General features: G+C 69.1%; 12 protein-coding genes. 10 read left to right on the top strand and 2 right to left on the bottom strand.

Going from position 1 to position 14,947, the window contains the following annotated elements:
* Positions 1–3: 3 nt before the first annotated feature.
* Genes C6I20_RS09880 through C6I20_RS09870 form a run of 3 tightly spaced genes read left to right on the top strand, consistent with a single transcriptional unit; the run spans position 4 to position 3,072 of the window.
* The gene (locus C6I20_RS09880) at positions 4–579 is read left to right on the top strand and encodes a hypothetical protein (protein ID WP_118395808.1); all 576 of its coding nucleotides are present in this window, start codon (positions 4–6) and stop codon (positions 577–579) included.
* 47 nt (positions 580–626) lie between these two features.
* Entirely contained in the window at positions 627–1,769 is a 1,143-nt protein-coding gene (dusB, locus tag C6I20_RS09875; protein WP_254052101.1) for a tRNA dihydrouridine synthase DusB, read from the top strand.
* Between the two features lie 37 nt (positions 1,770–1,806).
* A complete protein-coding gene (locus C6I20_RS09870) occupies positions 1,807–3,072 on the top strand; it encodes a uracil-xanthine permease family protein (protein WP_118395806.1) in 1,266 nt (421 codons plus the stop codon).
* Here the strand turns inward: C6I20_RS09870 and C6I20_RS09865 are convergent.
* Both C6I20_RS09865 and C6I20_RS09860 read right to left on the bottom strand, forming a co-directional pair.
* Positions 3,069–4,385, bottom strand: coding sequence for a PH domain-containing protein (locus C6I20_RS09865; protein ID WP_118395805.1), 1,317 nt, complete (start codon positions 4,383–4,385; stop codon positions 3,069–3,071). The genes C6I20_RS09870 and C6I20_RS09865 overlap by 4 nt on opposite strands.
* Positions 4,369–4,860 (bottom strand): PH domain-containing protein, encoded by a 492-nt coding sequence (locus tag C6I20_RS09860; protein ID WP_118395804.1) that lies wholly within the window; start codon positions 4,858–4,860, stop codon positions 4,369–4,371. Before C6I20_RS09860 ends, C6I20_RS09865 begins: the two co-directional genes overlap by 17 nt.
* Positions 4,861–5,059: 199 nt before the next feature.
* Between C6I20_RS09860 and C6I20_RS09855 the strand changes: the two genes are divergently transcribed.
* The 7 genes from C6I20_RS09855 (at position 5,060) to C6I20_RS09825 (ending at position 14,856) form a co-directional block, all read left to right on the top strand.
* Positions 5,060–5,260: a hypothetical protein gene (locus tag C6I20_RS09855; RefSeq protein WP_118395803.1), complete on the top strand. Its 201-nt coding sequence runs from the start codon at positions 5,060–5,062 to the stop codon at positions 5,258–5,260.
* 54 nt (positions 5,261–5,314) lie between these two features.
* Positions 5,315–8,857 carry a chromosome segregation protein SMC gene (gene smc / locus C6I20_RS09850; RefSeq protein ID WP_118395802.1) on the top strand — a complete coding sequence of 1,181 codons (3,543 nt, stop codon included), beginning with the start codon at positions 5,315–5,317 and terminating at the stop codon, positions 8,855–8,857.
* Complete coding sequence (locus C6I20_RS09845) at positions 8,857–9,342, top strand: thioesterase family protein (RefSeq protein ID WP_118395801.1); 486 nt, start codon at positions 8,857–8,859, stop codon at positions 9,340–9,342. The genes smc and C6I20_RS09845 overlap by 1 nt, the downstream gene beginning before the upstream one ends.
* A 79-nt stretch (positions 9,343–9,421) precedes the next feature.
* Positions 9,422–10,588, top strand: a complete 1,167-nt coding sequence (gene ftsY / locus C6I20_RS09840) for a signal recognition particle-docking protein FtsY (RefSeq protein ID WP_216822846.1) — start codon at positions 9,422–9,424, stop codon at positions 10,586–10,588.
* Between the two features lie 153 nt (positions 10,589–10,741).
* Complete coding sequence (locus C6I20_RS09835; RefSeq protein ID WP_118395800.1) at positions 10,742–11,989, top strand: ammonium transporter; 1,248 nt, start codon at positions 10,742–10,744, stop codon at positions 11,987–11,989.
* A gap of 3 nt (positions 11,990–11,992) precedes the next feature.
* Positions 11,993–12,331 (top strand): P-II family nitrogen regulator, encoded by a 339-nt coding sequence (locus C6I20_RS09830; protein WP_118395799.1) that lies wholly within the window; start codon positions 11,993–11,995, stop codon positions 12,329–12,331.
* A gap of 233 nt (positions 12,332–12,564) precedes the next feature.
* Complete coding sequence (locus C6I20_RS09825) at positions 12,565–14,856, top strand: [protein-PII] uridylyltransferase (RefSeq protein WP_118395798.1); 2,292 nt, start codon at positions 12,565–12,567, stop codon at positions 14,854–14,856.
* Positions 14,857–14,947: the final 91 nt, after the last annotated feature.

The following is a 14,947-nucleotide window of genomic DNA, read 5'->3' as shown; positions in this document are numbered from 1 at the left end:
CCGGTGAAGCGTTTCTGGATCGCGGCGGCCGTGTCGCTGGCCCTCGTCGGCGGATGCTCGTCAACGCCCGAGAAGAAGTCCGATGCGGTGCCGGTCCCCCAGGGATTCGACGTACCGGCGGGAGTGACGCTGACCAAGGGCGGCACGACGCTGACCGAGGACAAGCCGGCCAGCGTCATCTACCAGGTCGGCACCAAAGCCACGAGCGCCATCACGGTCACGGTCTCGGCCGTCCGCAAGGGATCGATCAAGGAGGACTTCACGTTCTTCTCCCTCGACGACGAGACCAAGGCCGCGACACCGTTCTACGTCGACATCACGGTCACGAACGAGGGCCCGGCGGGTCTGGGCGGCGCGGCGCTGCCGATCTTCGCGCACGACTCCAGCAACACCAACCTGCCGGCCAACGACATTGTCGGGACGCTCCTGCCCTGCCAGAACTCGACACTGCCCAAGAGCTTCCTGCCCGGGGCGACCGCGAAGCTGTGCCTGGTCTACCTGGTGCCCAAGGGCAGGGCCCTGCAGTCGGTCGACCTGCAGACCGGCTCCGCCAAGGACGCCATCACCTGGACCCCGTAGGTCCCTGCTTTCGACAACCCTGAGGGGCGTCGGGGACAATGGTGGGCATGCCCACCGCCACGTTGCCGCGATCCCTCCGGCTCGGAGACCTCGAGGTCCCCGTGCCCGTCGTGCTCGCGCCGATGGCGGGCGTCACGAATGCGGCGTTCCGACAGCTCTGCGCCGAGCAGGGCGCAGGACTGTACGTGTGCGAGATGATCACGTCCCGCGGCATCGTCGAGGGTGACAAGACGTCGTTGTCGATGCTGACGTTCGCCCCCAACGAGACCGTGCGATCGGTACAGCTCTACGGCATCGACCCGATCCATGTGGGCCGCGCGGTCGAGATCCTGTGCGCCGACCACGGCGTCGACCACGTCGACCTCAACTTCGGCTGCCCCGTTCCCAAGGTGACGCGCAAGGGCGGCGGGGCGGCGCTGCCGTGGAAGGACACCCTGCTCGGCGAGATCCTCACTGCAGCGGTGTCGGCCGCCCAGCCGTATGGCGTCCCGGTCACGATGAAGACCCGCAAGGGCATCGACGACGACCACCTGACCTATCTCGACTCCGGGCGCATCGCGCAGGAGACCGGGTGTGCTGCGATCGCATTGCATGGCCGTACGGCGGTGCAGCACTACTCGGGTCAGGCTGACTGGGACGCGATCGGCGAGCTCAAGGCGGCGGTCGACATCCCGGTGCTGGGCAACGGCGACATCTGGGAGGCCGCCGACGCGATCCGCATGGTCGAGCACACGGGCTGCGACGGCGTCGTCGTCGGCCGCGGCTGCCTGGGCCGGCCCTGGCTGTTCCGTGACCTCGCGGCGGCTTTCTCCTCCGAGCACGTCGTCGGGCTGCCGACGCTCGGCGAGGTGGCCGCGGTCATGCGGCGTCACACCGAGCTGCTCAGTGGGATCCTGGGTGAGGAGCGGGGTTGCATCGAGTTCCGCAAGCACATCGCGTGGTACCTCAAGGGATTCGCCGCGGGCAAGGACGTCCGCAACAGGCTGGGGATGGTGTCGTCACTCGCCGATCTCGACGACCTGCTGTCCAGGCTCGACCCGACCGAGCCCTATCCGGTCGCCGAGCTGGGCACGCCGCGGGGGCGGCAGGGCACACCCAAGAAGGTCTCGGTACCGGACGGCTGGCTGGATTCGCGTGACATCGTCGCGCCGATGGATCCCGCGGCGGAGGACGGCACCAGCGGGGGATAGCGTCACCTCGCACCCCTGACCCGTTCGAAGGATCGACATGCCCCTGCCCTGGACCCTGCACGCCGACGGCCGCACGATCACCGACGGCGAGATCGTCGGCCCGGCCGAGCGCCTGACGTGGCCCCGTACGATCGGATTCGGCGCACAGCACGTCGTCGCGATGTTCGGCGCCACGTTCCTCGTGCCGCTGCTGACCGGGTTCCCGCCTTCGGCGACGTTGTTCTTCTCCGGCGTCGGCACGCTGCTGTTCCTGATCATCACGGGCAACCGGCTGCCGAGCTACCTCGGCTCGTCCTTCGCCTTCATCGCCCCGATCGGCGCCGCGACGGCGACCGATGGCATGGGCGGCGCGCTGTTCGGGATCATGGTCATCGGCATCCTGCTGGCGGTGGTCGGCGGCATCGTCATGATCACCGGCACAGGCTGGATCGATGCGCTGATGCCACCGGTCGTGTCGGGTGCGATCGTGGCGCTGATCGGGCTCAACCTTGCGCCCGTCGCGACGGACAACTTCGGCAAGGCGCCGTGGACCGCGCTCGTGACGCTGTCCGCGGTGCTGCTCATCGCGGTGGCGTTCCGGGGTCTGACGGCGCGGCTGTCGATCGTGGCGGGCGTCGTGATCGGCTACGTCTTCGCGCTGGTCGCCGGCAACATCGACTTCACGGCGGTTGGACAGGCCGCATGGATCGGCCTTCCTGAGTTCCACACGCCGACCGCGGCCTGGTCGGTGCTGCCGACGTTCCTTCCGGTGGTCCTGGTGCTGGTGGCCGAGAACGTGGGACACGTGCGCAGCGTCGCGCACCTCACCGGCGATGAGTCGCTCAACCGGCGCACGGGCCGCGCCCTGCTGGCCGATGGACTCGCCACGACGCTGGCCGGCGCCGGCGGCGGATCAGGCACCACGACCTACGGCGAGAACATCGGTGTCATGGCTGCGACCCGGGTCTACTCGACGGCCGCCTACTGGGTCGCGGGCGTCGTGGCGATCCTGCTGGGTCTCTCACCCAAGATCGGCGCACTGATCAACACGATCCCGATCGGTGTGCTGGGTGGCATCACGACAGCTCTGTACGGCCTGATCGGCATCATCGGCGTCAAGATCTGGATCGACAACCGGGTTGACTTCTCCCGCCCGGTCAACCAGTTCACGGCGGCGGTCGCCCTGGTCATCGGCATCGGCAACCTGACGATCACCTTGGGCGATCTGGTCTTCACCGGGATCGCGCTCGGCACGATCGCGGCGGTCGTGGTGTTCCATGTCATGACGACGGTCGAGCGGCTCCGCAGCGACGCGGCTGCCTAGCCCCGCGCGACGCGGGCGCGCTCGAGCTGGTCGAGCAGGATCGACCTGGCGTCGAGCTCGTCGAGATGCTGGCCGTCGGCGTCGACCGGGCCCTGCGGGGTGTGCACCTCGACCGTCGCGACGTGCCGTCGCCGTTGGATCGGGCCCTGGCGCAGCTCGACCGACTGGGTCTTGCGGTGCGGCACGATGTCGGTCGTGCGCTCGATCCAGCCCTCACGAGCCACAAAGGTGCTCTGGTTGGCGCCGACCCAGCGATAGCGCCAGCCGATCGGTGCGAACAGCCACGACCGGCGGGGTGCTCGGATCCGTGACACGGACTCGACGGCGGACCCGGGGATCAGTTCGGCGATGATCGCATCGGCCAGTGGGCCATCGCTGATCGGCAGCAGGGTCGAGGACGAGTCGGTGCCGTCGTCATCGCCGTGTGCGGCGAATCCGGCGACATCGACCTCGAGCCGCTGCCAGCCGAACCTCCGCCACACGAACGGCTCCTTGACCGCGATGCCCTGCACCCGTGCGAACGGGATGGTCTGGGAGGTGCGGGACAACAGGCCGCGCTCGATCCGCAACCCGTTCGCGCCACGGGACAGGGTGAAGTCCCACTGCTGGAGCACCCGCTTGCCGACGATCTGGACCAGCCATGTCCCGAGCGGGATGATGCCGCCCAGCAGCACAATGACCTGGTCGAACCAGAGCGCGCCGCCGAGCAGGACGAGAGAGCCGACCGCGGCGAACAGGAAGTCCAGCGACAGCAGGGTGCCGATCACGACCCGCTGCGGGGGGACGACCGTGATGATGGTGCGCTGCTCGTCGAGCGCGACGGCAGTGTCGGTCTCGCCATGGGCCTTGGCCAGCAGGACGCGCCGTAGGTCCTGGGCGTCGGCGAGTGTGAGGAAGCGGAGTGACGTCCGTGAGTCCTTGCCGCCGGCCATCTCGATCCGGAGCTCGGCCAGACCGAACAGGCGCGCGACCAGGGGCTCGGCGATGTCGACCGACTGCAGTCGTTCGTACGGGATGCGTCGCGAGGCCTTGGTGATCACGCCGGTGTTGATCCGCAGCTCGGCGCCGTCGATGACATATCGCGTGAAGGCCCAGGTCAGAAAGCCGAAGCCCATGCCCACGAGGAGCCCGCCGACCAGGGCGACCAGCAGGCTCAGCAGCGGGCCCATGGTGCCCCAACCGTCGCCGGAGAACACCGAGCCGACCAGCCCCACCGATGCGGCGGCCGCCCACAGGGCGCCCTGGACCAGACCCGTCAGCGGATGGGTACGGAGACCGATCGCCTCGGGCGCCGACTCAGACACCGGCGCCATGGGCCTCGCCCAGCTCCGTGAGCCGGTTGCGAAGCCGGGTTGCCTCCGCCGCGGGAAGGCCGGGGATGTCGGCCGCGGTCTCGACGCTCGCGGTGTGCAGTGTGACGGTCGCGACGCCGAACGCCCGGGCCAGCGGGCCGGCCTCGACGTCGACGAACTGCATCCGACCGTAGGGGATCGCGACGAGCCGTTTGAACATCACGCCGCTGGTCACCAGAAGGTCGTCGTCGTTCTCGGCATAGCCCCAGTTGCGCTGGTTGCGGGCGGCCCAGAACCACCCCCAAACGTAGCCGGCGGCGGCCAGCGCTGCGAGGAGGGCGCCGATCCACTGCAGCCGGGGGAGGGCGAGGAGCAGCACGACACCCACGATGGCCAGGACCGCGGCCGGGACAGCAATCAGGATGCGGCGGATTGTCGCGAGCCGCGGCGACACGGGCTGCCACTGCCCGGCAGGGGGCCTGAAGAGATCGTCCACGTCGCGACCCTACGCGGAGCGTCCGATCCACCCGACCGTGGCGGGCGCTCCGCATCTCGGCGGGTGTGGTCCTCCCGTGGCGTCGAAGGCCCGCAGGCGCAGTCCGAAAGTTGACCCCGGACGTCCCGCGGTGGGAGACTGGCAGACGCAGATCAGCCTCATCTGCCCTTCCCTCAGTTCCATCCCGCGGAGATTTTTCATGGCCAAAGCACTTGTCGGCTTCATCGGTGGCCCCACCACCGGTCAGCTGCGCGAAACCGCCTCGCTCCAACGTCGGATCCTCGACCTCGAGGACGAGATCATGCGCCTCAAGGTCGAGAACGACGGACTGCTCCTGACGATCCGGGAGCGGGTCGACAGCGTGACTGCTGGCGACTTGATGGAGCCTGCGACCCACTAGCGTCCCATCGGTCTAGGGTGGCTCCCAAACGGTCGTCCGTCGTAGGAGTCAGCGTTGTACCTCAAGAGCCTCACCTTGCGTGGGTTCAAGTCGTTCGCGTCGTCGACGACCCTTCAGCTCGAGCCGGGCATCACCTGCGTCGTCGGACCCAATGGTTCGGGCAAGTCCAATGTCGTCGACGCGCTGTCCTGGGTCATGGGCGAGCAGGGCGCCAAGTCGCTGCGCGGCGGCAAGATGGAGGACGTCATCTTCGCCGGCACGTCGGGGCGTCCGCCGCTCGGTCGCGCCGAGGTCGTGCTGACGATCGACAACACCGACGGCGCGCTGCCGATCGAGTACACCGAGGTCACGATCTCGCGCACGATGTTCCGCAACGGCGGCTCGGAGTATGCGATCAACGGCAGCACCTGCCGCCTGCTCGACGTCCAGGAGCTGCTGAGTGACTCGGGCATCGGCCGCGAGATGCATGTCATCGTCGGCCAGGGTCAGCTCGACGGGGTCCTGCGGGCCACGCCGGAGGAGCGTCGCGGCTTCATCGAGGAAGCCGCGGGGGTCCTCAAGCACCGCAAGCGCAAGGAGAAGGCGCTCCGCAAGCTCGATGCGACACAAGGCAACCTGACCAGGCTCAACGACGTCCTGACCGAGCTGAGACGCCAGCTCAAGCCGTTGGGCCGGCAGGCCGAGGTCGCCCGCCGCGCCGCCGTCATCCAGGCCGACGTCCGGGATGCCCGCGCCCGCATCCTCGCCGACGACATCGTCAGCGCACGCTCGGTCATCGCCGAGGAACTAGCCGATGAGACCGCACTCAAGGACCGTCGCCAGGCCGTCGAGCAGTCGATCGCCACGGCCCGCGAGCAGGAAACCATGCTGGAGGACCAGCTCCGGGAGGACTCGCCGCGTCTGTCCGCCGCCCAGGAGACGTGGTACAGCCTGTCGGGCCTGCGGGAACGCATCCGGGGCACCGCTGGACTCGCCAACGAGCGTGTCCGCCTGGCCGCCGTCGAGGCCGAGGATCGCCGCGTCGGTCGGGAGCCCGAAGAGCTCGAGGCCGACGCGCGTCGCGCCCAGGAGCAGCTCGAGCAGCTGAGTGCCGGCGTCGACGAGTCGACCCGCGCGCTCGAGACGGTCATCACCGAGCGCAAGGACGCCGAGACCGCCTATACCGCGGAGGAGCGGCGCGTCGCTGGTCTCCTCCGTGCGGCGGCCGACCAGCGCGAGGGACTGGCCCGTCTGCACGGGCAGGTCAACGCCCTCAAGAGCCGTTCCACGGCGGCCGGTGAGGAGATCGGCCGGCTGACCGCAGCGCGTGAGGAGGCCGAGTCCCGGGCCGTCGAGGCGCAGCGCGAGTTCACGGCCCTGGAGAACAGGATAGCGGGGCTCAACGCGGGGGAGTCGGGCCTCGACGAGGAGCTCGAAGGCGCCGAGGACACCTTGGCCGAGATCACTGAGCGGCTGGCCTCGCTGGGAGCGCAGTCACAAGAGGCCGAGCGTCAGCAGGCAGCCCTGGCCGCCCGCAAGGAGGCGCTTGAGCTGGGCCTTTCTCGCAAGGACGGCGCCGGCGCTCTGCTGGCCGCAACCGACGAGATCAGCGGGTTGCTGGGTTCGGTGGCCGCGCTGCTGACTGTCCGGGCCGGATACGAGACCGCGATCGCCTCGGCGCTGGGGTCCGCGGCCGACGCCGTCGCGGTCGATCACCTGGACACCGCGGTGTCCGCGATGGAGAAGCTCAAGTCCGAGGACCTCGGTCGCGCTGGCATGCTGCTGGGCGGCGGCGAGGTCGATGACTCGACGTGGCCCGGCCTGCCGGACTTCGCGACGTACGCGATCGACGTCGTCGACGGGCCCGTTGCCCTGCAGGGTGCCCTGCGTCGGCTGCTGTTCAAGGTCGCGGTCGTCGAGAGCCTCGAGCAGTCCCAGGAGCTCATCCGGCACGCGCCGGACGTCACAGCGGTGACGCAGGACGGCGACGTGCTCGGCGCACACTTTGCCGCCGGCGGGTCGACGTCCAAGCAGAGCCTGATCGAGGTCCAGGCCGCGATCACCCAGGCCGCGGACGATCTCGGCCGGGCGGTCCACACGCTGGAGCGCCTGCGATTCGAGCAGGAGACCGCCGAGACCACGCGCGCCGCGGCGCAGGAACGTGTCGACGCTGCGCTCGGCCGCCTGCACGAGTCCGACGCGACAATGGCGGCAGTCGCGGAGAACCTCGGGCACCTGGGTGCGACGGCACGTGCCGCCCGCGGCGAGGCCGAGCGGCTGGCCGTCGCGATCACCAAGGCCGAGGAGTCGCAGGCCGGCGATCTGTCCGGGCTGACTGAGCTCGAGGACCGGCTGACCCAGGCCGAGTCAGCTCCCGAGGAGGAGCCGGACACGGCCCTGCTCGAGGAGCTCGCCGAAGCCGCATCGACCCTGCGCCGATCCGAGACCGACGCCCGCTTGTCTCTGCGCACCAACGAAGAACGTGTGCGGGCCCTGGCGGGACAGGTCACGGCCCTGTTCGAGGCGGCCGAGGCTGAGCGTGAGGCGCGAATCAAGGCCAAGGAACGGCGCGAGCGCCAGCTGCGCGAGGCGGAGACAGCCAGGGCCGTGATCGCCGCGAGCGACCAGGTTCTGGTGCACCTCGAGCAGTCTGTGACCCGGGCGGCAGCGCTGCGTGCCGAGATCGAGCAGTCCCGCACAGGTCGGGAGGAGACGCTCCGCAATGTCCGCGCCCAGCTGCGGGAGCAGATCGCCGAGCTCGACGGACTGACCGACTCGGTGCACAAGGACGAGATGGCGCGCGCCGAGCTGCGGCTACGCCTCGAGGGACTCGAAGGAAGGGCGCTGGACGAGCTGGGGCTCGAGGTCGACACTCTGGTGGCCGACTACGGCCCTGAGCAGCTCGTGCCCCCGATCGCCGAGGACGGCGCCGAGCCCGGCGAGCCCGTGCCGTACGAGCGCGATGCGCAGGTCAAGCGACTGCGCTCGGCGGAGCGCTCGATGGCGATGCTCGGCAAGGTCAACCCACTCGCGCTGGAGGAGTTCACCGCGCTCGAGGAACGTCACCAGTTCCTCTCCGAGCAGCTCGACGACCTCCGCAAGACCCGGCAGGACCTGCTGGAGATCGTCGATGAGGTCGACGCCAAGGTCGAGCAGGTCTTCACCGAGGCGTGGTACGACGTCGAGCGGGAATTCCAGGACGTCTTCTCCAGGCTTTTCCCCGGGGGCGAGGGCGCGCTGATCCTCACCGATCCGCAGAACATGCTGACCACCGGCATCGACGTCGAGGCGCGTCCGCCGGGCAAGAAGGTCAAGCGACTGTCGCTGCTGTCCGGAGGCGAGCGGTCACTGGTTGCTGTGGCGTTCCTGGTCGCGCTGTTCAAGGCGCGCCCCAGCCCGTTCTACATCCTCGACGAGGTCGAGGCCGCGCTCGACGATGCCAACCTGGGTCGCCTCCTGGACCTCTACGAGGAGCTGCGGGCCAACTCCCAGCTCATCGTCATCACCCACCAGAAGCGCACGATGGAGGTCGCCGACGCGCTCTATGGCGTTTCGATGCGAGGCGATGGCGTCTCGGCGGTCATCAGCCAGCGGCTCCGCGAGGAAGACACCGCCTGATGGTCGGGCAGGGTCGTGGTGAGCAGATTCCTTTCCGGCGCTCGGAGTTCGACGTGCTCCGCACGATCACGACGCGGTGGGAGGACGAGGACGTCTACGGGCACATCAACAATGTCGTCTACTACTCGTTCTTCGACACCGCGGTCAACGGCTTCCTGATCGAGGCCACCGGCAGCGACATCCGACGGCTCGACGCCGTGGGACTGGTCGCCGAGACGCAGTGCGAGTTCCTGCGCGAGCTGGGCTTTCCGGGGGACGTGCACGCTGGGCTCGCGATCACCCGGATCGGTACCTCGAGCATCGTCTACCGGATCGGCCTGTTCCAGGGCGATTCGGACGAGCCCGCGGCGATCGGACGATTCGTGCATGTCTACGTCGACGCCACGACACGGGCCGTGACCCCGATCCCCGAGGCGATCCGGGCGGCGGTTGGACCTCTGGTGGTCCGACAGGCGTCCGCGATCGGCGAATCCTCCGCCAGCTGACGAGGCACGCGGCCGAACTTCCGCCGGGCGCGCGGGCGGGTGAGCTGGTCCAGCACCACATTCTGCATAGGATCGTCGGGTGACCCTGACTGTGCTGCTCCTGATCATTCTCGTCGCCGTCGTCGTGCTCGGTGCCGGTGCCGCCCTCGTCATCGGCCGCGGCCGTAAGGAGCTGCCGCCGCCATCCGAGTTGGATCGGGTGACCGAGGAGGTCATCGAGCATCCCGAGCACCCCGAGCCGCACCTCGAGGACGAGCTCGCGCCGGAGGAGTCCCCGGCCTCCGACTCGGCCTCCGACACGGCCGTCGACACGATCGAGCGCCCCGAGTCGACGCAGGGACGCCTCGTCCGGCTGCGTGCCCGGCTGGCCCGCTCCCAGGGCTCGCTCGGCAAAGGTTTGCTGGCGGTGCTCAGCCGCTCGACCCTGGACGATGCCGCGTGGGAGGAGATCGAGGACACCCTGCTCGCCGCCGACGTCGGCGTGACGGCGACCGACCAGCTGGTCACCAACCTCAGGACCCGCATGCAGGTCGAGGGCATCGACGACCCGGCCCGGGCCAAGGCCGCGCTCCGGGAGGAACTCATCGGACTGATCGGCCCTTCGTTGGACCGCACGTTGATCTCGACCGGCACGGACGGCAAGCCCGGTGTCGTGCTGGTCGTCGGTGTCAACGGCACCGGCAAGACCACTACGGTCGGCCGACTCGCCCGCGTCCTGGTTGCCGAGGACAAGTCCGTCGTGCTCGGCGCTGCGGACACGTTCCGCGCCGCTGCGGCCGACCAGCTGCAGACCTGGGGCGAGCGGGTCGGCGTACCGACGGTCCGCGGCCCTGAGGGCGGCGACCCGGCCAGCGTCGGCTTCGAGGCGGTCCAGCGTGGCATCGCCGACGGCACCGACGTCGTGCTGGTCGACACCGCTGGGCGGCTGCACACCAAGGCCGGACTGATGGACGAGCTCGGCAAGGTCAAGCGGGTCATCGAGAAGCAGGCGCCGGTCACCGAGGTCCTGCTCGTCATCGACGCGACGACGGGGCAGAACGGGCTGACCCAGGCACGGGTGTTCGGCGAGGTCGTCGATGTCACAGGCATCGTGCTGACCAAGCTCGACGGCACCGCCAAGGGTGGCATCGTGATCGCTGTGCAGCGCGAGCTCGGTGTCCCGGTCAAGTTCGTGGGGCTCGGCGAGGGAGCCGATGACCTCGCACCATTCGATCCAGCAGAGTTCGTCGACGCCCTGCTCGAGTAGCCCCGCCTGCGTAACACGCTGTTTACACGACAGCGGCATTTGTGACCTGAGGGCAACATCACGGCCCGCACCCTGAAACCCCCGGCACCCAGTGTGTAGCCCGGTAGGCAGTTCCTCTGCCTGCGGCAACACACACTTTCAACCGGAGGTTTCATGGATACCGGCGATACTGCATGGATCCTGGCCAGCTCGGCCTTGGTTCTACTCATGACGCCAGGACTGGCGTTCTTCTATGGCGGCATGGTCCGCTCCAAGACCGTCCTCAACATGATGATGATGAGCTTCATGGGTCTGGCCATCGTGCCGGTGCTGTGGGTCCTGTACGGCTACTCGTTCGCATTCAGCCCCGGCGGCAACGGTCTGCTGGGCGGCTTCGAGCGCCTCGGCCTGAACAACATCGCCGTCGACACGGCGTACGGGACGATCCCCGAGTACGTCTTCGTCGGCTTCCAGCTGATGTTCGCAATCATCACGGTCGCGCTGATCAGCGGTGCGATCGCTGACCGTGCGAAGTTCGGCGCGTGGGCGCTGTTCATCGTCATCTGGGTCTCGGTCGTCTACTTCCCGGTCGCGCACTGGGTCTTCGACTTCGGCGACAACGGCGGCTGGATCGCGACCAAGCTCGAGGCACTCGACTTCGCCGGCGGTACCGCGGTCCACATCAACGCCGGTGCAGCCGGTCTCGCGCTAGCGCTGGTCCTGGGCAAGCGCACGGGGTGGAAGCGTGACCCCATGCGCCCGCACAACCTGCCGTTCGTCCTGCTGGGTGCGGGACTCCTCTGGTTCGGCTGGATCGGCTTCAACGCCGGCTCGGCAGTTGGCGCGAACGGACTGGCAGGGCTGGCTCTGGTCAACACGACAGTTGCCACCGGCGCGGCAATCCTGGGCTGGCTCCTGGTGGAGGCGATTCGCGACAAGAAGGCCACCAGCCTTGGCGGCGCGTCCGGTGCCATCGCCGGACTTGTGGCGATCACCCCGGCCGCCGGGGCGCTGTCACCGGTCGGCTCGATCGCCCTCGGCGTCATCGCCGGAGCGCTGTGTGCTCTGGCAGTCGGCCTCAAGTACAAGTTCGGCTATGACGACTCGCTCGACGTCGTGGGTGTCCACCTCGTGGGTGGTCTGATCGGCACGCTGCTGATCGGTTTCCTCGCGACGGGTGACATCGGCCTCTTCTACGGTGGAGACCTGAGCCAGCTCGGCAAGCAGGCCGTCGCCGCGTTCGTGGTGCTGGGCTACTCCTTCGTGCTGACGTACATCATCGGTAAGTTGATCGACATGACGATCGGGTTCCGCATCAGTGAAGAGGACGAAGTCCTCGGCATCGACCAGGTCGAGCACCTCGAGACCGCGTACGACGAAGCCGGAATCCTCGGCGGGTCCGCTCTGAAGACGGGAGTCTGAAACATGAAGCTGGTAACCGCGGTCATCAAGCCGCACAAGTGGGAAGAGGTCCGCGAGGCTCTCGCCGCAGCCGGTGTCGCCGGCATGACGGTGACCGAAGCGAGCGGCTACGGCCAGCAGAAGGGACATACCGAGGTCTACCGCGGTGCCGAGTACGACGTCTCGCTGGTCCCCAAGATCCGCCTCGAGGTCGTCGTCGACGACGCAGACGTCGCGAGCGTGGTCAGCACGATCACCGGAGCAGCGCAGACCGGCAAGATCGGTGACGGCAAGGTCTGGGTCATCCCGGTCGACTCGGTTGTGCGCGTGCGCACGGGCGAGACCGACGAGGCGGCCCTCTAGCCGCACAGCATGACCCAGCGATGGCGCGGCGCCGACACGGTGCCGCGCCATCGCCCGGTCCGGGCGATGATCGACCAGATCCAGCGCCTCGAGACCGCCTACGATCACGGGATCGTCGCTCGGCGACCCGCACCTCGGCAAGGAGTCCGATCATGAAGCTCCACACGGCGGCCGCCCAGCCGCGTTCGCGGGGATCGATTCGCGTGCCGGTCGACCGGTCCGCGCGCTAGGCCGTGTCCGACCACATCGTCCCCGGCCCGCATGAGCTGGCCCAGCGGCGCAGCGACCGGGCGCTGGCTGCCGACCGCCGGTTGCGCGGGCTGTTCTCCGCCGCGGTGCCGGCGGACGGCACCGACCCGCGCGAAGGCCCGAAGCTCGCTCTGGTCGCGGTGGGTGGCTACGGCCGCTCCGAGCTGTCCCCGTTCAGCGATCTCGACGTCGTCCTGCTGCACGACCCGACGATCGACGAGGCCGTCGTGCGCCAGGTCGCGGAGGCGATCTGGTACCCGTTGTGGAACGACGGCGTTGCGCTCGACCACTCGGTCCGCGACGCGACACAGATGCGCGAGACCGCAGCGACTGACCACCGTGCAGCGATGGGCATGCTCGACGCCCGGACCGTGGCCGGCGACGCCGGACTCGTCCTGACGCTCCGCTCCCAGGTCCTGGCGGACTGGAGGCGCGATGCGCGGGCCCGGGTCGACCAGGTACGTCAGGCCCGCAACGACCGCATCGAGCGTGCGGGCTGGCTAGCGCACGCGGCGGTGCCCGATCTCAAGGAGTCCGGCGGCGGCCTGCGCGACAGCGTCATCTTGCGGGCGTTGGTCGCGACCTGGCTGATCGATGTGCCCCACGGCGAGTCCGAGTCGCTGCGCTCGGACCTGCTCGACGTGCGCGATGCGCTGCACGAGACCGCCGGTCGACGGGTCGATCGACTCAACGCCGACAGCATCCCGGACGTCGCCCGCTATCTCGGCATGGGTGCAGAGGAGCTCGATCTGCACACGCGGGAGATCGGTCGACGCATTGCGCACCTCGCCGCACTGTCGTGGCACAAGATCGACAGGGCCCTGACCCCGGCCCGGCGTCGGGCGATCACGGCGACCGGCCCGCTGGTCGCGCCGTTGTCCGATGGTGTCGGGGTGCTCGACGGCGAGGTCATCGTGACGGCCAAGGCCGATCCGAGCGCCGATCCGGAGGTTGCGCTCCGTGCGGCGGCCGCAGCCGCCCGCGGCCGCATGCCGCTCAGCCCAGGCTCGGCCGCCCGGTTGGCGCGTTCGATGGGCATGTTCCCGGACCCGTGGCCGCCGTCGTCCTCGCGGCTCATGGTCGACCTGCTGACTTCGGGTGCGGGTCTCGTTCGGGTGTGGGACGAGCTGGACTTCGCGGGTGTCGTGGATCGGCTGCTGCCGGAGTGGGAGGCGATTCGCCTGCGCGGCTCGTCATCGCCGGTCCACCGCTTCACGGTCGACCGGCACAGCCTCGAGACCTGCGTCTTCGCCGCGGCGGTCAAGCGCGACGTGGCACGTCCCGACCTCCTGGCCGTCGCGGCGCTCCTGCACGACATCGGCAAGGGCGTCGAGGGAGACCACTCCGAGGTCGGCCAGCCGATAGCCGCCGACATCGCCCGGCGGTGGGGATTCAGCAGCGCGGACTCGATCGTCATCGGCCGGCTCGTGCGGTGGCACCTGCTGCTGCCGACGATCGCGACGCGGCGCGACATCGAGGACCCGTCGACCGCGGCCAACGTCGCCGAGATCGTCGAGACCGAGGACTTCCTCGACCTGCTCGCCGCACTGACCGCATCTGATGCCCAGGCCACTGGCCCGACAGCCTGGACAGCGTGGCGCAGGGGCCTGGTCCGCGGGCTTGTCGAGAAGGTCCGCGGTGTCCTGGACGGCACCGTGGTGGTGCCCGCCGAGGAGTACGAGGGGTGGCCCGCGACCGTACCGATCCCCGACCACGGGACGTTGGGTCCGGCTGACTTCGTGCTAACGGTCGAGCCCCACCAGGGTGGGTCCCTGCTGACGATCCTCACCTCGAACCGCCGCGGTGTCATGGCAGATCTTGCCGGTGGGCTGGCCCTGGCCGGCCTGGCAATCCGGTCCGCCCGCACCGTGACCCGGGGCGATGCAGCGGTGTCGCTGTGGGAGGTCTCGCGGCCCGATCTGGACACCGCCCGGCTGACCGATCGCCTGCGCCCGGCGATGGCCGGTGAGCTCGACCTCGCGGGTCGGCTGGAGCTGACCTCGATCGCCGATGCTCCGGACGCCAGAGTCCGGGTGCTCGACCAGCTGTCCGACACCGCCACGCTGCTGGAGGTGCGGGCGCAGGACCGGCGCGGCCTGGTCTGGACCGTGTGCGACCAGATCGCCTCGTTGGGACTCTCGATCCGGTCGGCGCACATGTCGACCTACGGCGAAGAGGTCCGCGATGTCTTCTACGTCGTCGACGTGGAAGGGCACCCGCTCGACGACACGACCGCAACCTCACTGCGGGACGGCCTTGCGACGGCGCTGGCCTGACCAGGGGACCACCGCGGTGATGACGGCCCACACGGACGAGGTACGCAGGCCTCTCGGTTAGAGTTGACCAGACCCCATTCTTCCATCCAAG

This window comes from Aeromicrobium sp. A1-2 (assembly GCF_003443875.1).
In the GTDB taxonomy this organism is placed as follows: Bacteria; Actinomycetota; Actinomycetes; order Propionibacteriales; family Nocardioidaceae; genus Aeromicrobium.
The sequence above is the reverse complement of the archived record's forward strand: the minus strand, read 5'-3'. Positions and strand labels throughout refer to the sequence as shown.